This window comes from Microvirga flavescens (assembly GCF_003290125.1).
Taxonomy (GTDB): Bacteria; Pseudomonadota; Alphaproteobacteria; order Rhizobiales; family Beijerinckiaceae; genus Microvirga; species Microvirga flavescens.
On the sequence record NZ_QMKH01000002.1, the window covers coordinates 228,663 to 251,691 of the forward strand.

Sequence of the window (23,029 nt, forward strand, 5' to 3'; positions counted from 1 at the left end):
ATATGGCCTTGGCAGAATTCCTATGGCCTGCGCCCGGCGGATGATAAATGATAAAGTCGATCCCGCCCCTTGAAGGCGGGTGATCGGGGGAATTGCCGTGGATTGGGACAAGATCCGGATTTTCTACACCGTCGCCGAGGCCGGGAGCTTCACCCGCGCCGGGGACGATCTCGGATTGAGCCAATCGGCGGTCAGCCGCCAGATCAGCGCCCTCGAGCGGGAGTTGAAAGCCCCGCTCTTCCACCGCCACGCCCGCGGCCTGATCCTGACCGAGCAAGGCGACCTGCTGTTCCGTGCCGCGCGGGACATGCGCATGCGGCTGGAAACCACGAAGGCGCGCCTCATCGATACGAGCGAGCGCCCCTCCGGCGAGTTGAAGGTGACGACGACCGTCGGCCTCGGCTCGATCTGGCTCGCGCAACGCATCGGCGAATTTCTCGATCTCTACCCTGATGTGCGGATCGAGCTGATCCTGAGCAACGAGGAACTCGATCTCGCCATGCGCGAGGCCGATGTTGCCATTCGCCTGCGCCGCCCGGCCCAGCCGGACCTGATCCAGCGCCGCCTGTTCACGGTGCATTTCCACGTCTATGCGTCGAACGACTACATCAAGCGTTTCGGCGAGCCCAAGACGCTGGAAGACCTCGACGAGCATCGCATCATTTCGTTCGGCGGCGACCAGCCGTCCTATCTCCTGGCGGTTCACTGGCTTTCCACCGCCGGGCGCGAGGGCCGCGAGCCGCGCCAGTATCACTATGTCGTGAACAACATCACGGCCCTGAAGATCGCCGTCGAAACGGGGGCAGGCATCGCCGTGTTGCCGGATTACGCCGTGGTCGGCAATCCGAACCTCACGCAGGTCCTGCGCGATATCGAGATGCCCTCCCTCGACAGTTACCTCGTCTATGCGGAGGAAATGCGCTCCGTGGCGCGCGTTCAGGCTTTCCGCGACTTTCTCATCAACAAGGCACAACGCTGGACTTTCTAGCCTTTCGGCAAAGAAAAAAGTCCGTTTTCGGCGGCCAAGCTCGATGGGCTTGGCCAAAATACGCAATTTTATGACAAAGCCATGCACTCAGCGCAGCCCTTTCATGAGGCATGCTGCATTGCAAAACGGCACGATGCAGTCGATATGAGCATTGGCTGATTTCAGACGGCACCGCTAACTTCCTCCCAGCGTTTGCCGTTTCGGCCGTTCCCTCTGGAAGGTTCTTGACGTTTTGTCGGAACTTTAACTTAGCCGGGCCTTGAGCCCGGCTTTTTTCTTTTCAGGCAGGAAGCTGGCTTCCCGGCACGTCTCCGGGCTCACAGACCTTTGGCCACCTCTTCCTTCAAGGCACGCCTCAGGACTTTACCAACGTTGGTCTTCGGCAGGGTTTCCCGGAACTCGATGTGGCGCGGCACTTTGTAGGCTGTGAGATTTTCACGGCAGTACCGCCGCAATTCCTCCTCGGTGAGCGCCTCATCCTTGCGCACCACATAGGCCGCAACGCTCTCGCCCGAGTGCTCATCCTTCAGGCCGATCACGGCCGCCTCCAGCACGCCGGGGTGCTGGACAAGCACGTCCTCCACCTCGTTCGGATACACGTTGAAGCCAGAGACGAGGATCATGTCCTTCATCCGGTCGACGATCTTCACCTGACCGTCGGGCAACATGATGCCGACATCGCCGGAGCGGAAATAGCCGTCCGAGGTCATGACCTTCGCCGTCTCGTCCGGCCGCTTCCAATAGCCGGCCATGACCTGCGGCCCCTTGATGCAAACCTCGCCACGCTCGCCCTCGGGCACGGGAGCGCCATCCGTGCGAATGGAAATATTGGTCGAAGGCAGAGGATAGCCGATGCTGCCCGTGAACTCCTCGATGTCGAGGCGATTGACGCACACCACCGGTGAGGTCTCGGAAAGGCCATACCCTTCGACGATCGGCTTGCCGGTGATCTTTTTCCACTCGGCCGCGACCGCTGCCTGAGTCGCCATGCCACCCGCAATGGACGTGACGAGGTTCGAGAAATCCACATCGCGAATGCCGGGCGCGTGGGCAAGTGCGTTATAGAGCGTGTTCAACCCGGACATGAACGTGAAGCGCGATTTCTGCAGCGTTTTCACGAAGCCTGGAATATCGCGCGGATTGGCGATTAGAAGCTGGCACCCGCCGATCTTTACCATCAGAAGCGCGCAAGCGGTCAGCGCGAAGATATGGTAGAGCGGCAATGCGGTGACCATCACATGATCCGCCCGCACGCCAAAGAACGGCAGCATCCACGCCTCGCATTGCAGGACATTGGCGGCGACGTTGCTGTGAAGGAGAACGGCCCCCTTCGCGACCCCCGTCGTGCCGCCCGTGTATTGCAGGAACGCGATGTCGTCGGGCCCCACAACGACAGCCTTCGGCTGGGCCTTGGCCCCTTCGGCAAGAACGCGCTTGAAAGGAACCGCTTGCGGCAGGGAGAACGGTTTGACCGCCTTCTTCACGTAGCGCGAGACGAAGTTGACGATGGCGCCCTTGAGGCCGAGCAGATCGCCGGGCGTGACGGTCACCACCTTGTCGACCTTCACCTGCGGCAGCACCTCCTCGACGGTGCTGGCGAAGTTCTCCAGAACGAAGACGATCCGCGCCCCCGAGTCCTTGAGCTGATGTTCAAGTTCGCGAGGCGTATAGAGCGGATTGACGTTCACCACCACGTAACCGGCATTGAGAATGCCGAAGAGAATGGCCGGATAAGCCATGACATTCGGCAGCATGATGGCGATCCGATCGCCCTTCTCGAGCCCCTGCCCCTGCAGCCAGGTGGAAACCGCCGCCGCTTGCCGCCCCAGTTCGGCGTAGGACATGCGCACACCGAAACTCTCCACGGCGGGCCGATCGGCATAAGTCGCCACGGCGGTCCGGAAGATGTCGGCAAGGGAGCCGATCTTGCTTTCGTCGATGGTCGGAGGGACGCCCGGAGGGTAGGACTTGAGCCAAGGCTTCTTCGAATCCTCGCCCGAGCCCTCGTAGGCGTGGGCTGTTGATGCAGCGTTCATAGTTCCTCCCTCCGCGTGGCGCGAAGTTATCGTTTGGAGATTATGCTTCTCCATAAGTTGTAATTTGGCGCGTCCCATACGGTTTGTCGATGCCCGCACGCCGCTCCGCCCGCTCGACATTTCGTCGGGCGGGCGGATGGGTGGCATCCGGCTATTGAGTGTGCATCCGCACGGCGGCTTCGGCGGGGCGGCCGCTCAATTCGGCCATGTGGTCGAAACGAGTCCGGAAGGTGCCGACGCCGGACGTCGCAGAGCGCAGTTCGACGATGAGATCGCCGATTTCAGCTTCCGGAATGGTTGCCGTCAGCATGTCCCAACCGCTCCAGCCCGGGCGTGAATCATAACCGAGGATCTGCCCCCGCCGACCTGTGACAAGGCTCGTCGCCTTGGAGAGCGCCTCCGACGGCACGGCGATTTCCACGGACAGGATAGGCTCCAGCAGCACAGGCTTGGCCTTAGGAAGGGCTTCCGCCAGGGCGAGCCTGGCGGCGGCCTGGAAGGCGGCGTCAGAGGAATCCACGCTATGATAGGAACCGTCCGTCAGCGATACGCCGAGATCGACAACGGGAAAACCGAGCGGCCCGCTCCGGATGGCGTCCCGCACGCCCGTCTCGACGGACGGGATATACTGGCGCGGCACCACGCCACCGGTAATCGCATCCTTGAACGCGAAGCCCTCACCGCGCGGGAGAGGGTGCACTTCGAGCAGCACATCACCGAATTGCCCGTGCCCGCCGGTTTGCTTCTTGTGGCGTCCCCGTGCGGAGGCGGAAGCACGGATCGTCTCGCTATAGGCCGTTTGGGGCCTGCGCGTTTCCACCTCCACCTGATAGCGGGAAGAAAGCCGTTCCACGGCGACACGTAAATGCATCTCGCCCTGCCCGTGCAACCGCATCTCGTTCATGTCGGGGCGGTTCTCGACAACGAGGGCAGGATTTTCCTCCACGATCTTCGCCAGCGCACCTGTGAGGCGCACATCGTCCTTGCGGTCTTTCAGGTGGAGCGCAAGCGTGTAGACCGGCTCGGGCGGAGCGACGGATAACGTGGAATCCGGCCTCCCCTTCCCGGCAGCGAAGCTGTCGCCAGTGCCGATATTCTCCAGTCGCCCGAAGCCGACGGTCTGCCCTACGCTGGCCTCGTTGAGACGCAGCATCCCCGTCCCCATGAGCGCCACGAGACTTGCAACCCGTGTTTCCGCGCCCCGCGAGCTGATGACGCTGTCTCCTTCGTGAAACGCGCCGCGCAGGATGCGCGACACGGTCATCTTGCCGCCCTGTCCCGCGTGTTGCGTCTTCATGGCCTGCGCCAAAGGTGGCCCTTCCAGCGAGACGCCAAGACGCGAGAGGGTATCGTTCAACACCGGCGCATCGTGACGCAGCGCCTTCAAAAGACGCGTGACGCCATAGCCGCGCTCCGCCGAGCCGATGAGAGCGGGCACCACATGCCGCTCCTTCAGCTCGCGGGAAAGATCGTCGAATACGCGGTCGCGTGGCGGCTCGATCTCCGCGATCAGATCCTCCATCAGCGTGTCGTCGTAGTCGGCGAGGCGTTCCAGCATGGAGAAGCGCGCCTCGCGCTCGCGAAGGATTTCGCCCTCAGGCAGATCGACAACCTCGCTCGCCGCGTGCTCGCGATAGATGAAGGCACGCTCAAGAGCGAGATCGATGAAGCCGACGGCGATGCCATCCTTCCAGATCGGGATCTGGCGCAACAGCAGCGGCGTGCGTGACGCGCGCTGCAGCAGCGCGAGCGTCTCGCGCAACCGGCGCGTGGCGGTATCGATCTTGTTCACGAAGAGGATGCGCGGAATGTCGGCCTCTTCCAACTCACGCATCACGATTTCAAGCGCCGGAATCTTGCGCTCATCCGCCTCGCATACGACGATGGCAGCATCGCAGACCGGCGTCACGTTGCGCATGTCGTACAGAAATTCCACGGAGCCGGGGCAATCGACGAACGTCATCTGCTCGCCCAGGAACTCTACTGTCGCGACGTTGGGTTCGACGCTCATGGCGTGGGCGCGGGCTTCCACGCTCGCATCACCGACCGCATCGCCTTTGGCGACGCTGCCGGCACGCTTGATCGCTCCCGTTCGCTCCAGGATGGCCTCGAGAAGCGAGGTCTTGCCGCTCTGGAATGGGCCGACGATGGCGATGCATCGCGGGCCCGCTGCTGGTCTGCCGTTGGGTGCCATGAAAGTCTCCTTCCCTGCCCCCGTCAGCGCGCTCTTAGCCGTCGCGTCAGGCTTGATGCTGTGCCTGTGCAGGAACATTGGCAAGTGGATTCGTTGGCAGGCGGGGGCGCACGCGCAACGGCACAGCTTCAAAAGAGAACGGCCGGGCATTTCCCGGCCGTTTTGAAGACGCTGAAAGCGGGATTTATCTCCCCGCGCGCAATTCCAGATCGCCGATGCCCACGGCAAGGTTGAGGCCCGTCTGACCACTGACAGAGACAGGCTGGAGTGCGATGGACCGGTTGAAGCCACCGACCAGCACGTTCGCGCCGAGGCCAGCGCCGACCGTCGCTTCGGCAGTGGCACCGACATATTGGCCGGCCAACGCACCACGTCCAACCCGACCTGTCGAGAACACGGCCCACACGATGGTTCCCTGTTTCGTCGCGCCGATATCGAGGCCGAACTTGCGGATCACGCCCGTGTAATGCTCCGCCGCCGCGCGTCGCGGCTTGAAGGTGCAGGAAGTCGCTTTTTGCGAACCGAGAATAAGGCCGATACCGCCAGCGACGCTGCAGGTGAGAACACCCACCTGACTTCTCTGCTGGGCCTGCGCCTGAGACGCCCCGAGGAAAGCGGTCCCTGCAAGGGCGACAATGGCGACAGTACGAAACATAGCGATCTCCTGAGCTCGAGCTTGGTCAGGCGATCAACGGAAAAGTTGGGAAGAAGGTTCCGCATGCAGGAGAAGAGTCCTGCATCGCATGAATGTGCGCGCGGCCTTGAGGAGAATGCGCGCCCGCATGGATCACGACTGCGTGGAGACAATCGTCACAGGCGAAGGCTTGGCCTCGGGATCAGGAGTGAGCCCGAGGCCAATAGCCAATCTTTTACCGCAGCGAGCCACAGAAACGCTGGATGCGGTGGCAGGCCTCTTCCAGCAGGGCGTTCGACGTCGCGTAGGAGATGCGGAAGTTCGGGCCGAGGCCGAAGGAGGAGCCGTGCACGGCGGCAACGCCTTCCGCTTCCAGAAGCTCGGACACGAAGTCCTCGTCCGTCTTGAGAACCTTGCCCGAAGGCGTGGTCTTGCCGATGGCTTCCGCACAGGACGGATAGACGTAGAACGCGCCTTCCGGGGTCGGGCACTTCAGGTACTTCGTCTGGTTCAGCATGGAGACCACGAGATCGCGACGCTCCTCGAAGGCCTTCTTGAACACCTTGAGGTGATCCTGCGGGCCGTTGAGGGCCTCCACCGCCGCCCATTGCGCGATCGAGCAGGCACCGGAGGTCTGCTGACCCTGCACGAAGTCCATCGCCTTGATGAGATGCTCGGGACCTGCCGCATAGCCGATACGCCAGCCGGTCATGGCGTAGGACTTCGAAACGCCGTTCATGGTGAGCGTGCGGTCGTAGAGGCCGGGCTCGATCTGCGCAGGCGTCACGAATTCGAAGTCGCCATAGGTGAGGTGCTCATACATGTCGTCGGTGAGCACCCACACATGCGGATGGCGCATGAGAACGTCGGTGATTGCCTTCATCTCCGCGCGGGAATAGGCCGCGCCGGTAGGGTTCGAGGGCGAGTTGAGAATGACCCACTTGGTCTTCGGCGTGATAGCGCGCTCGAGATCCTGGGCCTGGAGCTTGAAGTTGTGCTCCATCGTGCAATCGACGATCACGGCCTTGCCGCCGCACAGGCCTACCATTTCCGGATAGGACACCCAATAGGGTGCGGGCACGATCACCTCGTCTCCCGGATTGATGGTAGCGAGAAGCGCGTTGTAGATGACCTGCTTGCCGCCGGTGCAGACGATAGTCTGCGACGGCTTGTAGTCCAGGCCGTTCTCGCGCTTGAACTTCGCGGCGATGGCCTCGCGCAGGGGAACGATTCCAGCGACCGGCGTGTACTTTGTTTCGCCGCGGCGGATGGCCGCCATGGCCGCTTCCTTCACGTTGTCCGGCGTGTCAAAATCGGGCTCGCCCACGGAAAGGCTGATGACGTCCCGCCCCTGGGCTTTCAGATCCCGCGCTTTCTGCGTGATCACGATGGTCGCAGACGGCTTGATGCGCGAAAGGGCGTCAGACAAAAAGCCCATGTGAATTCTCCAATCGGGGCGTTACAAAAGGCCGGTCAACGGCGGCCCGGACCCTAGTCCGCAAGCGCCGCTCAAGCAAGCAACAACCCGCAAAAATGCGGATTTTCAGGAGACGCCCCTTGCCGACGACAGCTTCCGTCACCCGCCGCCTGGCCCTTGGCCTCTTCGCCGCAGCGGCGACCTTCGCCACCGGCGCGAGCGCCCAGACCTTCCCGAGCCGTGTCATCAAGCTCGTGGTGCCCTATCCGGCCGGCGGCCCGACGGACGTGATCGCCCGTATCGTTGCCGAGGAAATGGGCAAGGATCTCGGCCAGAACGTCATCGTCGAGAACCTGGCCGGGGCCTCGGGCGCGGTCGGCACCCGCAGCGTCGCCAAGGCCGATCCTGATGGCTACACCATCATCTTCGGCAACAACCAGACTCACGGGAACAACATGTTCCTTTTGAAAGAGCCCGGCTATGACGCGATCAAGGATTTCGCGCCCCTCGCGGGAGCTGGCGCTTTCGAGCACGTTTTCGTGGTGTCGAATTCCCTGCCCGTGAAGTCGATTCCGGAGCTGATCGCCCTCGCCAAGAAGGACCCGGACAAACTCAATTACGGCTCGACCGGCATCGGCTCGGGCTCGCATCTGGCGACCGAGCTTTTCATGACGCGTACGGGCATCAAGATGACCCATGTGCCCTTCCGCGGCGCGGCCCCTCTGGTGACGGAGCTGATGGCGGGACGGATCGACGTTTCGAATTCCACGCTGCCAAGCGTGCTGAGCCAGGCCCAGGCAGGCGAGATGCGCGCCATCGGCATCGCGAGCCCGCAGCGTAACCCGCAGCTTCCCGACGTGCCGACCTTGCGCGAGCAGGGCATCACCAACGCGGACGCGGAATCCTGGGCTGCGTTCTTTGCCCCCGTGAACACCCCGAAGCCCATCCTCGACAAGCTCTCGGCCACCATCGTCGGCGTTCTCAACAAACCGGCCACGAAGGAGCGCATCGTCAAGCTCGGATTCACCCTCAACGTGCGCGAACCGGAGGCCTTCAAGCCTTATCTGGAGCAGGAGATCAAAACCTGGGCCGAGATCATCAAGGCCGCGAACATCAAGGCTGAGTAAAGTCTTTTCAACCGTTTATCTCAGGCGGCTGTCGGCATTCCCGATGGCCGCCTTTTTCATGCCACAGGCATGACGACCGTCTCACGACGAATTGCACTTGATGCACAGGGATCGTCATCTAACTCTTCGTCGTAACGAAGATCGAAAGGTATCCTGATGTGGTTTCGCGTTCCGGCAATATTGGTTTTCGTCATCGCTTCCCTGACACATGCGGCGGCACAGGACACGCAACGCCTGCGCACAGACAAGGTGGAAGTGGTTGTCGAAACGGTTGCGCATGGCCTGCAAAACCCGTGGAGCCTCGCCTTCCTGCCTGACGGGCGCATGCTCGTGACCGAACGCCCAGGACGGCTGCGGATCATCTCCGCCGAGGGAGCATTGTCGGAGCCCATCAAAGGCGTTCCGACTGTCGTTGCACGTGGGCAAGGCGGCCTTCTCGATGTGACTCTCGATCCGGGTTTCGCACAGAACCGACTGATCTATCTGAGCTATGCGGAAGATCGCGGCGGAGGGCTTTCCGGCACGAGCGTCATGCGCGCGCATTTGAATGCTGACGGCTCGGCGCTCGACAATCAGCAGGTCATCTTCAGGCAGGAGCCGGCTTACAGCGGCACGAACCATTTCGGCTCGCGCCTTGTTTTCGACCGCAACGGCGATCTTTTCGTGACTCTCGGCGAACGTTTCGATCTGCGCGATCAGGCGCAAAATCTCGCGAACCATCTTGGCAAGATCGTGCACATCAAGCCAGAGGGCGGCGCGACATCCGACAATCCCTTCCTCAACCGCAGCGATGCGCAACCTGAAATCTGGTCCTATGGCCATCGCAATATTCAAGGCGCGGCCATCAATCCCGCGACAGGCGAATTATGGACCGCCGAGCACGGCGCGCGGGGCGGCGATGAGATCAATATTCCCCGCAAGGGCAAGAACTACGGATGGCCCGTCATCTCCTATGGCGTCGATTATTCCGGCGCGAAGATCGGTGTCGGCACCTCGAAGCCCGGCATGGAGCAGCCGCTCTACTATTGGGATCCATCCATCGCACCCTCAGGCATGGCGTTCTACACCGGCGACAAGTTCCCCGCCTGGCGAAACAGCATCCTCATCGGCGCATTAGCGGGAAAGCTCGTCTCGCGGATCGAGATCGACGGCGACAAGGTGACTGGCGAAGAGCGCATGCTGCAGGGCCTCGGCGAGCGCATCCGCGACGTGCGCCAAGGGCCGGACGATTTCATCTATCTGCTGACAGACTCGTCAAAAGGACGGGTGCTGCGCATTCGCCCGGCAAGCTGACAGGAAGCCCTCCTGCGCTTCTTTCTCAAATCGAGTGGTGCGTTGAAACGCGCGATGCAAGCGCCCTCTCTCGAAACACGCACCGCCTGGTTGTCTGGTGACCATGTCCCACAGCATTCTTCAAATCCCGTGCCACTCTTCCCGCTTTGTTGATGGGGCTCATCGGCGTTCTTCTGGTGCTTTACGCGTGGCAATTGCCGCCGTTCCGTTCCACGGTTGAGCGGACCGACAATGCCTATGTGAAAGGCGCCGTCACCACCAGCATCAACCCTAAACTCGATGGGTATGTCGCGGAAGTTGCCGTGCAGGATTTTATGCCAGTGAAAGCGGGGCAGGTTCTCGTGAAACTCGACGACCGCGTCCTCCGTGGTCGTTAGCGTCGACACGAAGGTTGCGTCGCCGCAGGTCACCGAGAAACGGCAGCGGGTGTCTAGCGAAACGCCTTCGGGCTAACGGGAACGAGCGCCCATCCTAGCCGCGAAAGATGAAGGCCGCGCCGCCCGCGATCATGGCAAAGCCGATCAAGTGGTTCCAGCCCAGCGGCTCCTTGAGATAGAAGACCGAAAACACCGCGAACACCGCCAGCGTGATGACCTCCTGCATGGTCTTCAATTCAGCGGCTGAGTAGACCTGCGAGCCGATGCGGTTTGCCGGCACCGCAAAGCAGTATTCGACGAAAGCGATGCCCCAACTGACGAAAACGGCGATCCAGAGCGGAGTCGTCTTGAATTTGAGATGGCCATACCACGCGAATGTCATGAAGACGTTCGAGGCAATCAGCATGGCGACTGGAGCAACGGAAGGATTCATGGTGTCCGTATCGAGTAGGAAAGAGGTCTAGCCCCTTGGGCGAGAAGTATGGCGACAGAATGGCCCACGCGTTTTAGCGCGCAGCAAGACGCGCCAGAACGGCGGCGCCGCCCGCGATCTGCGGATTGGACGGCTCGAAACCTTCCCTGTTCTCGCGAAGCGTCACGAGTTTTTTCGCTGTCTCGAAAGCCGTGTCAAGGCGGGGCTCCTCGCGCAGCGCCTTGTTGAAGAAGGCGTCTCCGAAATAAGTCCATTTCGCACCGTCCCGGCAGCCGAAAGACGGCCTGTCCGCTGAGGCGGCCGTCATGACGAGCGTTCTGTCGTCGGCCAGCGCGTTCGCGAAGGTGCCCGAATAGCATGCGGAAACGATCAGGATGCGATAGCGCGCTCCGGTCGCATCGAGCAGTTCACCGACGACCTTCGGCGGCATGATTCCGGCAGTCCGCCCGGCGATGAGACCGATGCCTTCCGGCGCGCCGTGCGATGTCAGAACCAGAACCGCGATGTCCTCATCGGGGTCGAGCACGCCCGCCACGCTTTCCGCCGCATGGAACAGCCTCTCCGGCGTCGCATCGGATCGCCGCTTGGTATTGGAGCGGACGATGGAACGGCCCTTGGCGTCGAGTTGCGCCTCAAGGACCTGCGCCGCTCCCTTCGCCTCGCTCTCGAACACGCTCTGCGGCCCCCACAGGCCAAAGGAAAGAACGTAGACATCCGTCTCGCCGGGGCGGTGCGGCAGCAGCTTATAGGTCGCGGCGGCGCGGGAAGGTTTTGCAGCAACGTCTCCGGGCGCGGCGAAGCCTAGCGTGAGCCCGATCAATCCGAAAACGAAAAGCCGCCGCATCATCGAAAACCGCCTCCTGCCTATCCGTACCGGAGCTTCATCACTACGATGAGCGACACAAGCACGAATGTGACCGAATTGGCAAAGATGATCGGCGCGTCCCCGATCAGAAGGCCATAGATCAGCCAGAGACCGACGCCGAACGCGAAGGCGCTCTGCGTCACCAGTGAGAGCGATTTGGTGTCCTTCGTCCGAATGGTCTTGAGCGCCTGGGGCAGCCAGCAGAACGTCGTGACGATGGCGGCGGCAAAGCCAAGGATTTCAAGGCTGGACATAGATATGCTTCGAATCGAGGGAGGAGGGGAAAATACCACGGCGCTCCTCCCCGGTCATGCAATTGTGTGACACGGGAACGCCTTCTCCCAAGCTGAACCGAAAACGGCTTCAGGGGTTTTCTTCTGTGCAAGGCAAGAAGGGTTTCCCAAGAAGGGTTTTTCCATGGACATCGCGCTCGACAAGATCTGCGACTTCATCGCCAGAGTGAAGGAAATCGATGCGAAGGAAGAGATGACCGATCCGGATTCGGGTTCGAACCCGACCGACGACGGCAACCGGGACGTGCTGACGATGGCCCCGGACGATCCGACCGATGAGGAGCTCCATGAGTTCATCGGTGGCCTGAATGATGACGAACGGGCCGACATCATCGCCCTCGTCTATATCGGCCGCGGCGACATGGAGGTGGAGGAATGGAGCGACGCGGTGCGCCTCGCCCGCGAGAGAAGCGCCGGAAGCCGGGTCTCGACAGCGGACTACCTTCTCGGCATCCCAAACCTCGCCGACCTCCTCGAAGAGGGCCTTGCGGCCTTCGGGAAGAGTTGCGGATAAACGTCTTCCCTTTAGCTTACTCTTCGGTGGAAGCGGGGTACTCCGTCCTTGTCCTCCGAGCGCCGTTCAATAGCATCCGCCTTCGCGGGATCCGCCGGGATGCCGAGCCCTTCGCGATAGATGCGCGCAAGAAAGCGAAGAGAAGCGCTGTCACCCTTGTCGGCGGCTTTTTTGAACCATTCTCGCGCCTGAATATAATCCACCGGGCCGCCCTGCCCCGTCAGTAGAAGGCGGCCGAGACTCTGCATTGCCGGGATATGGCCACGCTTGGCAGCAATGAGATACCAACGCCGCGCTTCGCCCGGGGCCCCCTCCCCAGAGGAAAAGGCATCCTCCGCAAGCCTCACCGCGGAATCATTGTGCCCCGCATCAGCCGCCTTCATGCGGTACTCGCGGGCTCGTGCCGCATCCGGCTGCACACCCCAGCCCTCTTCGTAAAGGCGCGCGAGATCGGCCATGGAAGGAGCATGTCCCTTCGCGGCGGCCTTCTCCCACCATTGCCGCGCGGCCACGTTGTCCCTTTCGCCGTCAAGGCCGCTTCTCTCCAGCCAGCCGAGGCCGTGCATTGCCGCGACATGGCCCCGTTCGATAGCGAGGCCGTAGTAGTGTCGCGCCTGCGCGAAGTTGCGAGGAATCCCGTATCCGTTCGCATAAGCATAAGCGAGATTGCCCGTGGCCGTGGCAAGCCCGCGATCCGCGGCGCGGCGGTACCAGCGTGCGCCGGTTTCTTCATCCCGGAAGCCGCCGATACCTTCCGTGTTGAAGAAGCCGAAGGCGTTCATCGCGAAGAGATCGCCCGCTTCCGCCGCTTTTTGGTACCACTCACGCGCAGCCTTGAAGTCTTCGGGCATGCCAACGCCGCGCTCATTCATGTAAGCGAGCTCGCGCATGGCGGAAGCGTCGTCTTGCTGAGCCGCTTTCTCAATCCATTTGCGCGCATCGACAAGATCGATCGCGCCGCCCTCCCCCACGCGCAACATGTAACCGAGGGAATACATACCGGATCGATCGCCGGCTTCCGCCGCCTGTAAATACGCCTTTCGCGCGAGAGCTAAATTGCGATCCTTGCCTTCGCCACTGTAATAGGTGTTGCCGAGATGGACGAAACCTTCAGCAAGACCGGCAGCGGCAGCGCGCCTGTAGAAGGAGCGCGCGTCCTCTACCCGGCGAGGATTGCTCTCGTCATTCAAGGTCAGGTCGCCGAGCGCGATCAAAGCGCTCTTCATACCCTTCGATTCCGCGACCTCGAAATGTCGACGCGCCTGATCTTCATTCCTCGCGACACCTTTGCCGGCTTTGTACAGAAAGCCTATGCGCAGATGAGCGGTGGCGTGATCCAGCTTGATCGCACGTTCATAAGCCTCGAAGGCCTCCGCATAATCAGGCGGATCGCTGTCAATGCCGCGCTCATAGAGAAATCCAATTTCGAATTCGTTTTTGCCGCCCGGCTCATCGGCTATCCGCTTGTACCATTCGACGGCGGCGCGCTCGTTGCGGGCCACGCCGTCTCCATGAGCCAGCTTGAAAGCGAGCAACGTCATGGCGGTCCGGTTTTCGAGGCGTGCGGCTTTCTCGATGAAAGGGATAGCCTTGACGCGATCAAGCTTTGTTCCTGTCCCTTTCGTCAGCAGGAGAGCATGATTGAGAAGGCTCAGGACATCCGACCCCTCCGCCGCTTCCGCGAAAAGGCGCGCCGCACGCTCTTCGTCTTTCTTGCCTCCGGCGCCCTTGCGCAGCATCTGGCCAAGAAGCCCCATAGCCTCGGCATGCTTTGCCTCTGCCGCGCGCTCCAGCAAATTTCGCCCTTTGGACAGATTAGCGGCAACGCCTCTTCCATTGAGATAGGCACCGGCCAGATTGAATATTCCATTCATCGATCCGGCATCGGCGGATTTCTTGAACCAGCGTGTCGCTTCGACATCATCCTTCGCGACACCGGCGCCGCTCGCGAGCAAGATGCCGATTTCGCTCATGGCATCGGCGTTGCCCAATGCGGCGCTTTCCTTGAAGAGAGCAAGCGCCTTTCCAGGGTCGCGCGGCATGCCTTCGCCCTTGGCGTGGAGACTGCCGAGTTCGAGAAGAGCGTCTGGGTTCTTACGCGCAGCCGCAAGCTCGATCCAGACACGGGACAACCAACCGTCCTGACTGGGCGAGCGTGGTTTCAAATTGCGGGCCAGCATAACCATCGCCTTCGTCGATCCTTGCGATGCTGCTGTGATCAGAAGCTTCTCGTTGGAGAACGACATCTTCGCAAGTGCGTCGAGTATATCTCCGTTGTCGGACGGCGCTGCCGGCGCATCGCGTTGATCGAGATAGGCGAGTACAACTCTCGCGCGGGCCGAGCCTGAGGCATCCGTCTGAACGAGCAAACGGCGCGCCGTCGCAAGATCGTCGGCATCCTTTGAAAACTCGAGGAGGAATTCGGCAAGGGCTACCTTACCCATATTAGAATTACGGCTGGACGCCGTGGTCAGATGCCGCCTTGCACCGCTCAAATCTTGCGGCCCGCCGATACCGCGCTTTTGCAGAAGTGCGAGGGGGATATAAGCCTCGCTTTCGTTCCACCCCGCTGCCAGTTCGAGATAAGTCCTCGCGGCAAGCAGATCGGCAGGCCCTCCGCGCCCATCGAGCAAGAGCATCCCGAGTTCGAGCATAGCTCGGCTGCTACTGCGAGTATTGCGTTCGGCAGCCTTCAGCAACCATCCGCGTGCCGCATATTCATCGACGGGGCCAGCCTTTGGATTCATCAGGCTGAGCGCAAAATTCGTCATGGTGACGGAGCTGCGATCGGCGACAGCGCGTCGGTAAAGAGACCGGGCACGGACCCGATCCGCCGGGCCACCCAGACCAGCGCTCAGCAGAACAGCGAGATTGTTCGAAGCTGCTGAGCTGCCCAGCACAAGAGCATCCTCGTAATAACGTCGCGCGAGGACATGGTCCGCCCACTGCTCCGCGATTAGCCCGAGTCCGTTGACGCCCTCCGCGGAACCCATTTGAGCGGCCCGCTCGTACCACAGGTGCGCCTCATGCACGTTGTGGCGGCGACCGTTCGGGCGAAAGATGGCTCCAAGTTCGACCATAGCGGGAACACTGCCCTTGCTGGCGGCGTCGCGCAGGATCTCAAGCCCTTTCTGTTCGTCGCGCGGCACGCCGTTTCCACGGTCGTACATCAATCCGATCTGAAAGAGCGCGTATCTGTCGAAGAGAGAAGAGGCCTTTTGGAAGTGACGCAAAGCCTCGTCGTAACGACGTGTCCCATTCGCTCCCTCCAGAGCCATGATTCCGAGTCCCGTCATGCCAGGCGGATAACCGAGGTCGGCGGCCTGTTCGAAGTAACTCTGCGCCTTGGGGGCATCCTTGGGAACGCCGCGACCGCGCAAATAGAAATAGCCAAGACGAACCAGGGCATCCGCATCTCCGGCCCGCGCTGCGTCTTCGTAGAATTCCCTTGCGCGCGCTTCATCTTTATCGACGCCCCAACCGTCCGCATATTGGCCTCCGAGCGCCGTCAGCGCGTCCGGTTGCCCACGTTGCGCAGCCTTGATGAAAAGCCGCCGCGCGGCTTCGTAGTCGCGAGGCAGCACATCGCCGGCACTGTAGGCGTAACCCAGATTGACCATGCCCTCCGTATCGCCCAACTCGGCGGCGCGCCTGTAATGGTCGATGGCGGCCTCGCGATTGCGCGCAATTCCAACGGCGAGCGAATAGCGCCAGCCCATTTCCGAAATACTAAAGGCGTGTCCGCCATCGGCGGCACGGTTGAATTCCTGCGTCGCACGCTCGAAATCGCCCATATGGAGATAAGCGCGCCCGAGATGATGATGCAGCCGCGCAATGCCGGGATATTCTTTGATAGCCACCTCGCAGATGATCTGCGTAATCGTGGGATCAAAGCGTCCGCTATAAACGGGCTTGATGGACCGCGGGATTGAAAGATCGCCAGGTGCGGCCCCAAGCCTGTCGCAAGCGACCACGATTGCGGCTTTTTCCTCTTGCCCAACGGCCGGTAACGTAAAAAGAGCCGGGAGAACCGCAAGCCACCTTGAGAAACGCATGATTCACTCTCCAATGGGCAGAGCGTATCAGGAATTTATGGCTGCAAAAGATACCTTGTATCTACATTTACGGTTGTGATCAGAAGCTGAGAAGCGTCTTCCCTCCCACACAGTTTTGTACCATATTCGTTCTATGGCCAAGACACCCAAGAAGCCCCAAAAGCCCAAGCTTTCCACCGGCAAGGCGACGAAGCCCGAATTGAAACCGCTGGATACCTATCTGGCCGACCTGTTGAACCCCGCCGTCAATCGCGAGCGGGAGGAGGCGAAGGGGTTCGCCGAGCGGGCACAGGAAAGCTTCGCCTATGGCGATGTGAGCGACGTGGACCCGGCGCTTGCCGAAAAGCTCGGCCTTGCCGAACCCGACATCGGGCCGAGCGAGCCGGACAGCGTCGTCAACGATCTGCCGAACGGCGTCTCCGCAACCGTTCACGCGTTGACGCAGCTTCTCACCGAGGGTGACCCGCGTTTCAAGAATGGCAAGTTGTGGGTGCCGCACCGCCCCGTGCGGCCGGAAAAGTCGGAAGGTGGCATTCCGTTCAATATCGTTTCGGACTTCAAGCCCGCCGGTGATCAGCCCACCGCCATCACGGAGTTGGTGGACAGCGTGCGGCGGCAGGAGCGCGATCAGGTGTTGCTCGGCGTCACCGGCTCGGGCAAGACCTTCACGATGGCGCAGGTGATCGAGGAAACGCAGCGCCCTGCCCTGATCCTCGCGCCCAACAAGACCCTTGCCGCGCAGCTCTACGGCGAGTTCAAGTCGTTCTTCCCCAACAACGCGGTGGAATATTTCGTCTCATATTACGACTACTACCAGCCGGAAGCCTATGTGCCGCGCTCGGATACGTATATCGAGAAGGAATCCTCCATCAACGAGCAGATCGACCGCATGCGCCACGCGGCGACGCGCTCACTGCTGGAACGCGACGACGTCATCATCGTCGCCTCCGTGTCGTGCATTTACGGTATCGGCTCGGTGGAGACCTATACCGCCATGACCTTCTCCGTGAAGGTCGGCGAGCGCATCGAACAGCGCCAGCTCATCGCGGATCTGGTGGCATTGCAATACAAGCGCATTCAAAGCGATTTCGCGCGCGGCACCTTCCGCGTACGAGGCGACGTGATCGAACTCTTCCCCGCCCACCTTGAAGATCGCGCCTGGCGCATCGGCCTTTTCGGTGACGAGATTGAATCCATCGTGGAGTTCGATCCGCTCACCGGCAAGAAGACGAACGATCTCTCCTTCGTCAAGGTCTACGCCAATTCGCACTATGTGACGCCGCGCCCCACTCTGCAGCAGGCGGTGAAGGGCATTCAGGACGAGTTGCAGCACCGCCTGAAGGAACTCGCCCGCATGGGCCGCCTGCTGGAAGCGCAGCGGCTCGAGCAGCGCACACAGTTCGATCTCGAGATGATCGAGGCGACGGGCGCGTGCAACGGCATCGAGAACTATTCGCGCTACCTCACCGGCCGCAAGCCCGGCGAGCCGCCGCCGACATTGTTCGAGTACCTGCCCGACAACGCCATTGTCTTCACGGATGAGAGCCACGTCACCGTACCGCAGATCGGCGCCATGTATCGCGGCGACTTCCGACGCAAAGCGACGCTCGCCGAATACGGCTTCCGCCTTCCCTCCTGCATGGACAACCGCCCGCTTCGTTTCGAGGAGTGGGACGCCATGCGGCCGCAATCGATCCATGTCTCCGCAACGCCCGGAAAATGGGAGATGGAACAGACCGGCGGCGTGTTCGTGGAGCAGGTCATTCGCCCCACCGGCCTCGTGGACCCCGTGGTGGACATTCGCCCCGCGCGCAGTCAGGTGGACGATCTTCTGGGCGAGGTGAAGGAAGTTGCGGCGAAAGGCTATCGCACGCTCGTCACCACGCTCACCAAGCGCATGGCGGAAGACCTCACGGAATATCTGCACGAGAACGGCGTGCGCGTGCGCTACATGCACTCGGATATCGACACGCTGGAGCGCATCGAGATCATCCGCGACCTGCGCCTCGGCGCGTTCGATGTCCTGATCGGCATCAACCTTCTGCGCGAAGGCCTCGACATTCCCGAATGCGCGCTCGTCGCGATTCTCGATGCGGACAAGGAAGGCTTCCTGCGCTCAGAAACATCACTGGTGCAGACCATCGGCCGCGCGGCACGCAACGCGGATGGTCGCGTCATTCTCTACGCGGACCAGATGACCGGCTCGATGGATCGCGCGATTGCGGAAACCAACCGCCGCCGCGACAAGCAGCTCGCCTACAACGCCGAACACGGCATCACGCCGCAGAGCGTGAAGAAGAATATCGCGGACATTCTGGAGAGTGTTTACGAGCGCGACCATGTCTCCGTGGATACCGGCCTTGCGAAAGTCGGCCAGACTGTCGGACACAATCTCAAGGCCGTCATGGCCGATCTCGAAAAGCGCATGCGCGAAGCGGCTGGCAATCTCGAGTTCGAGGAAGCCGCGCGCCTGCGCGACGAGCTCAAGCGCCTGCAAGCGACCGAACTCGCCATCGGCGACGATCCCCTCGCGCGCCAGGCGGAAGTGGAACGCGAAGCCGGCGCCTACAAGGGCAGCCGCAAATACGGCAAGAGCGCCAACCTCCCGCCGCAGGGTCTCCCCTCTTCTCCGGAAGGCACAAGCGGCGGCGATGAAGACGCCGACGCCTATGGCCCCACAGGCAAGGGCCGCTCGGACGAAGGCACGCGCATCCGCAAGCCCACCCTCGACGAGATGGGCCCGGGAACGGACCGCGAAGTGCCGCTGAATTTCAAGGAGCGCCCCCTGCCACGCTCGACGCAAGGGCACGGCGGCCAGAAGCCGAAATACAAGGGAAGAAAGGGGCGTTAGCTTGCGTTCCCGCATGCCTTGAACACAAGCTAATCGCCACGGTGAAACGACCACAGGCCGATCACAGCGGCATGGTCATGATGCAGTGCAGGCCTTGCGGCAGGAAGCGCATCGCCACCGTGCCTTTGAGCTCGTGCTTGATGTTGCGTTCGATCAACCTTGAACCGAAGCCCTGGCGGATGACTTCGCGCACGATGGGGCCGCCTCTCTCCACCCATTCGACGGAGAAGATGGACTTGCCATCAGCATCTATACTCTTGCGCCAGGTGATCTCGACGTGACCATCGGGGACCGAGAGCGCGCCGTACTTGGCGGCATTGGTGGCCAGTTCGTGGAACGCCATGCCGAAGCAGACGGACTGCCTCGGCGTAAGTCGCGTGGGTTCACCAGAAACGCGCACGCGCCCCATGTCGAGGCCGCCATAAGGCGCAAGCTCGGCGGAGAGAATTTCCGCGATCGACGCACCGTCCCACAATTCCTGCATCAGGATGTTGTGCGTCGCGGATAATGCAAAGAGGCGCGCCTCGAAGGTCTCCCTGAAGGCCGCGAGGCTCTTGCTGCCGTTCAAGGTGAGCATGGCGAGCGATTGAACCACCGACAGGGTGTTCTTGACCCGGTGGTTCAGCTCGTGGACAAGCAGCTTTCGCCGCTCTTCCGCCTCCTTGCCTTCGGTCACGTCGAGGCACGCGCCGACCATATGAGGGGCGGGTTGCCCATTCGTATCGCGCACGAGCCTGACACGGGAATACATCCACCGCACCGCGCCGTCGGCCCTGATCGCCCTGAATTCATAATCGGCCCCGCCGCTCGTGCGCGCGGTGTGAACCGTTTGAGTGATCATCTCGTGGTCGTCGGGGTGGACAAAGTGGAGAAAGTCACGGCCCGCGCGCGGCGATTGGCTGGGCAGGACGCCGAACAGGCGGCAGAGCGCCGCATCCCACTCCACCTGATCCTCGCGCATGTTCCAGCGCCAGGTTCCCGTACCGGAGGCGTCCAGCACCGTCACCAACCGCCCCTGCGCCACCTCGAGCCGCTCCACAGCGGCCCGCAACGAAGCGGCCACGATGACCGACAGGCCCGCGCCGAAGAGATAAAGGCCCGACTCGGCAAACTGCTCCGCGGAGGACATATCCCCGCCCCGCGGGAAAACGAAAAGAGCCACCAGCACGCTCACCAGCACAGCGAAGGCTCCAGCCCCCGCCCCACCCAGAACGGCGGCCATGAGCACTACCGGATAAAGCGTGATGTCGAGAATATTGCCGCCGAGGATTGGAGTAAGCGCGAAACGCCCGAGAATAGCCGCAGACATCATCCCGGCTGTCACGAGATAAGAGACGGGCGAATTCGCCGGAACAACCTTCGTGTAACGGGTGAGCAAGGGAAAGACCCTCAGCGTGCCTTCACAGAATAACATTCCGTTGCAAAAGGTCTAGTATATAACATTCCGCTGCAAAATATTTCAGTAATTCGAACCCGCTAATCGACCGCCCGAGCGACTTACGCGGCACAAGACTCTCCGCACCGCTCCCCTTTTTCTATCGAACAACAAACGTCATCGCCCCTGGATCGTTCCTCGGCAAAGCCGTTCGCCGGCGACTGGCGCGGGCCTTGTCGAGGAAGTTATCCCCAACCTACTGCGCCCGTCTCAGGAACGATGCCTTGGCTAAGGCGTTGTTTCCTCAGCGACAGGGTTTGCCTTTGCGTGCGGCCCGGATGAGGGGAGGTTGCATAACCAATGCGGCAGAACGATCCCAGTAAGCTGAAGTCTCCCGCTTACGGACGCGGCGCGGAAGACTTGGCGATAGGCTTGAAACGAGAAAAGCGGCCAGCCTTGAGCCGCTCTGTCCAGCACCAGATCGGGCGGCGTCTCCAAAGTTTCTATGACAGCCTGGCGCTCGATGAGCCGGTGCCACCGCGATTCATGGAAATCATCGACCAGCTCGAGCAGTTCGAGTGCGGCCAGGACGACGCGGGGCGCAACCGGAGGAAGCAGCATTCATGAGCATCGACAATACCCTGCGCGACGCCATGCTGAAGGCAACCCCGAACCTCCGTGCCTTCGCCATCTCGCTCACGAACAACGTCGACAGAGCCGACGATCTCGTTCAGGAAACGTTGATGCGCGCCATCGCGAATATCAGTCGCTTTCACCCTGGCACGAACATGCAGGCGTGGCTCTTTACGATCTTGCGCAACCTGTTCCACTCGGAATACCGCAAGCGGCGGCGGGAGGTTGAGGATGCGGACGGGAAATATGCCGCGACCCTCGCGGTTCAGCCGGCACAAGGCGCGCACCTAGACTTCGAGGACCTGCAAAGAGCCCTCGCCCAACTCCCCCCCGATCAGCGGGAGGCGCTTCTCCTGGTGGGCGCGTCGGGCTTTTCGTACGAGCAGGCTGCGGAGATCTGCGATTGCGCCGTCGGCACGATCAAGAGCCGCGTCAACCGCGCCCGCAACCGGCTGGCCGAACTGATGCACTTGACCGACATGGATGAGGATCTCGGCCCGGACCAGATCACCCGCTCGGTCATGCAGGCGGTCGCATAAGGGCGACCGGCCCGTATTGTTCGGCCATTAGCGGCGGCGGAATTGCGGGTTGCCGCGCTGTGGCGGACGCGGGCCCGAGGACGCGCCGGAATCCTTGTGGCGGAAAATCAGCCGCCCCTTCTCGAGGTCGTAAGGGGACATCTCGACGGTCACGCGGTCGCCCGCCAGCGTCTTGATGCGGTTCTTCTTCATCTTACCTGCGGTGTAGGCAATCACCTCATGCCCGTTGTCCAGCTGCACCCGATAGCGGGCGTCCGGCAGAATTTCGGTCACGAGACCCTCGAAGGTGATGAGTTCTTCCTTTGCCATTAAAGCCTTCCGTTAAACAACAAAAAGGCCGCCCCGAACCGGAACGGCCATCTGCAGGAGGACGCGACTGGTCCCGCCCTCCGGCAAAAAATGACTTACGCGTTCTGCAGGTTCACAGCAGACGTCTTGCCCGTGCGCTGGTCCGTCTGAAGCTCGTAAGAGATCTTCTGACCCTCGCGGAGGCCACGCAGGCCGGCACGCTCAAGAGCGGTAGCATGGACGAAAACGTCCTTGCCGCCATTGTCCGGCTGAATGAAGCCATAGCCCTTGGTCCCGTTGTACCACTTCACCGTTCCGGTTTCCATCTGGAACACCCTTCACTATCGTTTGCACGTGGACGGAGCGCCGATTGCCGATCCGTCAATGGTCGAGTTTGGTAGAGAGGAGACGTGCGCCCGGCAGTGCCAGAGGCGAAGCAGCCCATTCGTCCGGCCAAATGTCGATGGGAATTTAACTAAGAGATACCCCCAAAAAAGGCAAGGTCTACCCTTGGCTAAGATGCCATAAGCGGTCACGAAGCCTGGCAATAGTCCATTTCATCTTGTCAGGCGGATGGGTATCGGGACGGGTTCAGAGCCCCTCTCCCTTAGTGAAGATGCCTTCCCTCACGCGGGATAATACCCATATATCGCGGAAAAGGAATTGAACGCATGGCCGGAATTTCCGTCACGCTTGAGGGCGACAACATCCAGCTCGCCTTCAAGAAAGGCGAACAGTCGACCGCAGTGGTGATGGACCCGCAAGCCGCCCGCTCCCTGGTGAAGGCGGTCAGCCAGCTTCTTTTCGTGATCGGCGAAAGCGACGAGGACGACATCGGGGCTGAGGAAGATCTCGTGGATGTCACGTCGCAGACCATCGACATCGGCATGGACGAGAACGGGCAGGCGGTGATCGCGATGCAGGCGGGCCAAATGCCGCCCTTCATGCTGCGCCTCAAGGACGATGAGGCGCGCCATATAGCCCAAAGCCTCATCGAGATCCTGAACAGCCCGCGCGATGTCCGGATCTCCTTCGGCGACCATTAAGCCGATCTCGCATCTCTTTGAAACACGATCAGCTTCTCCGCTCCTCTGATCCGGGCGAACAACCGACTCTC

General features: G+C 61.4%; 19 protein-coding genes and 1 pseudogene. 9 read left to right on the forward strand and 11 right to left on the reverse strand.

Annotated features, from left to right (window positions below; genetic code table 11):
• Positions 1 to 97 precede the first annotated feature (97 nt).
• Complete coding sequence (locus DQW91_RS05840; protein ID WP_112662921.1) at positions 98 to 988, forward strand: LysR family transcriptional regulator; 891 nt, start codon at positions 98 to 100, stop codon at positions 986 to 988.
• A gap of 317 nt (positions 989 to 1,305) precedes the next feature.
• Here the strand turns inward: DQW91_RS05840 and DQW91_RS05845 are convergent, their stop codons facing one another.
• The 4 genes from DQW91_RS05845 to DQW91_RS05860 form a co-directional block, all read right to left on the reverse strand.
• Complete coding sequence (locus tag DQW91_RS05845; RefSeq protein ID WP_112662662.1) at positions 1,306 to 3,024, reverse strand: AMP-binding protein; 1,719 nt, start codon at positions 3,022 to 3,024, stop codon at positions 1,306 to 1,308.
• Between the two features lie 151 nt (positions 3,025 to 3,175).
• Positions 3,176 to 5,218, reverse strand: coding sequence for an elongation factor G (locus DQW91_RS05850; protein WP_112662922.1), 2,043 nt, complete (start codon positions 5,216 to 5,218; stop codon positions 3,176 to 3,178).
• 184 nt (positions 5,219 to 5,402) lie between these two features.
• Complete coding sequence (locus DQW91_RS05855) at positions 5,403 to 5,873, reverse strand: DUF992 domain-containing protein (RefSeq protein ID WP_112662663.1); 471 nt, start codon at positions 5,871 to 5,873, stop codon at positions 5,403 to 5,405.
• Between the two features lie 214 nt (positions 5,874 to 6,087).
• Entirely contained in the window at positions 6,088 to 7,290 is a 1,203-nt protein-coding gene (locus DQW91_RS05860; RefSeq protein WP_112662664.1) for a pyridoxal phosphate-dependent aminotransferase, read from the reverse strand.
• A 119-nt stretch (positions 7,291 to 7,409) separates the two neighbouring features.
• Here DQW91_RS05860 and DQW91_RS05865 point away from each other — a divergent pair, with 119 nt between their 5' ends.
• From DQW91_RS05865 to DQW91_RS05875, 3 genes and pseudogenes are all read left to right on the forward strand, one after another.
• Positions 7,410 to 8,396, forward strand: coding sequence for a Bug family tripartite tricarboxylate transporter substrate binding protein (locus DQW91_RS05865; RefSeq protein ID WP_157961353.1), 987 nt, complete (start codon positions 7,410 to 7,412; stop codon positions 8,394 to 8,396).
• A gap of 156 nt (positions 8,397 to 8,552) precedes the next feature.
• Positions 8,553 to 9,689 (forward strand): PQQ-dependent sugar dehydrogenase, encoded by a 1,137-nt coding sequence (locus DQW91_RS05870; RefSeq protein WP_112662666.1) that lies wholly within the window; start codon positions 8,553 to 8,555, stop codon positions 9,687 to 9,689.
• A 152-nt stretch (positions 9,690 to 9,841) separates the two neighbouring features.
• Positions 9,842 to 10,051 (forward strand): annotated as a pseudogene (locus DQW91_RS05875) (HlyD family secretion protein); the annotation flags it as partial.
• 109 nt (positions 10,052 to 10,160) lie between these two features.
• On the opposite strand, the gene DQW91_RS05880 reads toward DQW91_RS05875, so the two are convergent.
• The 3 genes from DQW91_RS05880 to DQW91_RS05890 form a co-directional block, all read right to left on the reverse strand.
• Positions 10,161 to 10,499: a DMT family protein gene (locus DQW91_RS05880; RefSeq protein WP_112662667.1), complete on the reverse strand. Its 339-nt coding sequence runs from the start codon at positions 10,497 to 10,499 to the stop codon at positions 10,161 to 10,163.
• 73 nt (positions 10,500 to 10,572) lie between these two features.
• Positions 10,573 to 11,346 (reverse strand): C13 family peptidase, encoded by a 774-nt coding sequence (locus DQW91_RS05885; protein ID WP_245410920.1) that lies wholly within the window; start codon positions 11,344 to 11,346, stop codon positions 10,573 to 10,575.
• Between the two features lie 17 nt (positions 11,347 to 11,363).
• The gene (locus DQW91_RS05890) at positions 11,364 to 11,618 is read right to left on the reverse strand and encodes a SemiSWEET transporter (protein ID WP_112662668.1); all 255 of its coding nucleotides are present in this window, start codon (positions 11,616 to 11,618) and stop codon (positions 11,364 to 11,366) included.
• A 163-nt stretch (positions 11,619 to 11,781) separates the two neighbouring features.
• Here DQW91_RS05890 and DQW91_RS05895 point away from each other — a divergent pair, with 163 nt between their 5' ends.
• Complete coding sequence (locus DQW91_RS05895) at positions 11,782 to 12,171, forward strand: DUF3775 domain-containing protein (RefSeq protein ID WP_112662669.1); 390 nt, start codon at positions 11,782 to 11,784, stop codon at positions 12,169 to 12,171.
• A gap of 11 nt (positions 12,172 to 12,182) precedes the next feature.
• Here the strand turns inward: DQW91_RS05895 and DQW91_RS05900 are convergent, their stop codons facing one another.
• Positions 12,183 to 16,031 carry an SEL1-like repeat protein gene (locus DQW91_RS05900; protein WP_198411796.1) on the reverse strand — a complete coding sequence of 1,283 codons (3,849 nt, stop codon included), beginning with the start codon at positions 16,029 to 16,031 and terminating at the stop codon, positions 12,183 to 12,185.
• 328 nt (positions 16,032 to 16,359) lie between these two features.
• On the opposite strand from DQW91_RS05900, the gene uvrB reads away from it, so the two are divergent.
• Entirely contained in the window at positions 16,360 to 19,077 is a 2,718-nt protein-coding gene (gene uvrB / locus DQW91_RS05905) for an excinuclease ABC subunit UvrB (protein WP_112662925.1), read from the forward strand.
• 61 nt (positions 19,078 to 19,138) lie between these two features.
• On the opposite strand, the gene DQW91_RS05910 is transcribed toward uvrB, so the two are convergent.
• Positions 19,139 to 20,455 carry a sensor histidine kinase gene (locus DQW91_RS05910; RefSeq protein ID WP_198411797.1) on the reverse strand — a complete coding sequence of 439 codons (1,317 nt, stop codon included), beginning with the start codon at positions 20,453 to 20,455 and terminating at the stop codon, positions 19,139 to 19,141.
• A 357-nt stretch (positions 20,456 to 20,812) separates the two neighbouring features.
• Here DQW91_RS05910 and DQW91_RS05915 point away from each other — a divergent pair, with 357 nt between their 5' ends.
• A complete protein-coding gene (locus DQW91_RS05915; RefSeq protein ID WP_112662672.1) occupies positions 20,813 to 21,079 on the forward strand; it encodes a NepR family anti-sigma factor in 267 nt (88 codons plus the stop codon).
• Complete coding sequence (locus DQW91_RS05920; protein ID WP_198411798.1) at positions 21,076 to 21,624, forward strand: sigma-70 family RNA polymerase sigma factor; 549 nt, start codon at positions 21,076 to 21,078, stop codon at positions 21,622 to 21,624. The genes DQW91_RS05915 and DQW91_RS05920 overlap by 4 nt, the downstream gene beginning before the upstream one ends.
• A gap of 27 nt (positions 21,625 to 21,651) precedes the next feature.
• Here DQW91_RS05920 and infA read toward each other — a convergent pair whose 3' ends face one another.
• Together infA and DQW91_RS05930 are read right to left on the reverse strand one after the other, a co-directional pair.
• Entirely contained in the window at positions 21,652 to 21,933 is a 282-nt protein-coding gene (gene infA, locus DQW91_RS05925; protein ID WP_027314981.1) for a translation initiation factor IF-1, read from the reverse strand.
• 95 nt (positions 21,934 to 22,028) lie between these two features.
• Complete coding sequence (locus DQW91_RS05930; protein WP_112662673.1) at positions 22,029 to 22,238, reverse strand: cold-shock protein; 210 nt, start codon at positions 22,236 to 22,238, stop codon at positions 22,029 to 22,031.
• A gap of 345 nt (positions 22,239 to 22,583) precedes the next feature.
• Between DQW91_RS05930 and DQW91_RS05935 the strand changes: the two genes are divergently transcribed.
• The gene (locus DQW91_RS05935) at positions 22,584 to 22,958 is read left to right on the forward strand and encodes a hypothetical protein (RefSeq protein ID WP_112662674.1); all 375 of its coding nucleotides are present in this window, start codon (positions 22,584 to 22,586) and stop codon (positions 22,956 to 22,958) included.
• Positions 22,959 to 23,029 lie beyond the last annotated feature (71 nt).

Coding starts and splice junctions, on each gene's coding strand:
- DQW91_RS05915 (WP_112662672.1), top strand. CDS start 20,813: ATGCGGCAGAACGATCCCAGTAAGCTGAAGTCTCCCGCTTACGGACGC.
- DQW91_RS05880 (WP_112662667.1), bottom strand. CDS start 10,499: ATGAATCCTTCCGTTGCTCCAGTCGCCATGCTGATTGCCTCGAACGTC.
- DQW91_RS05895 (WP_112662669.1), top strand. CDS start 11,782: ATGGACATCGCGCTCGACAAGATCTGCGACTTCATCGCCAGAGTGAAG.
- DQW91_RS05885 (WP_245410920.1), bottom strand. CDS start 11,346: ATGATGCGGCGGCTTTTCGTTTTCGGATTGATCGGGCTCACGCTAGGC.
- DQW91_RS05870 (WP_112662666.1), top strand. CDS start 8,553: ATGTGGTTTCGCGTTCCGGCAATATTGGTTTTCGTCATCGCTTCCCTG.
- DQW91_RS05860 (WP_112662664.1), bottom strand. CDS start 7,290: ATGGGCTTTTTGTCTGACGCCCTTTCGCGCATCAAGCCGTCTGCGACC.
- DQW91_RS05930 (WP_112662673.1), bottom strand. CDS start 22,238: ATGGAAACCGGAACGGTGAAGTGGTACAACGGGACCAAGGGCTATGGC.
- uvrB (WP_112662925.1), top strand. CDS start 16,360: ATGGCCAAGACACCCAAGAAGCCCCAAAAGCCCAAGCTTTCCACCGGC.
- DQW91_RS05855 (WP_112662663.1), bottom strand. CDS start 5,873: ATGTTTCGTACTGTCGCCATTGTCGCCCTTGCAGGGACCGCTTTCCTC.
- DQW91_RS05850 (WP_112662922.1), bottom strand. CDS start 5,218: ATGGCACCCAACGGCAGACCAGCAGCGGGCCCGCGATGCATCGCCATC.
- infA (WP_027314981.1), bottom strand. CDS start 21,933: ATGGCAAAGGAAGAACTCATCACCTTCGAGGGTCTCGTGACCGAAATT.
- DQW91_RS05890 (WP_112662668.1), bottom strand. CDS start 11,618: ATGTCCAGCCTTGAAATCCTTGGCTTTGCCGCCGCCATCGTCACGACG.
- DQW91_RS05920 (WP_198411798.1), top strand. CDS start 21,076: ATGAGCATCGACAATACCCTGCGCGACGCCATGCTGAAGGCAACCCCG.
- DQW91_RS05935 (WP_112662674.1), top strand. CDS start 22,584: ATGGCCGGAATTTCCGTCACGCTTGAGGGCGACAACATCCAGCTCGCC.
- DQW91_RS05845 (WP_112662662.1), bottom strand. CDS start 3,024: ATGAACGCTGCATCAACAGCCCACGCCTACGAGGGCTCGGGCGAGGAT.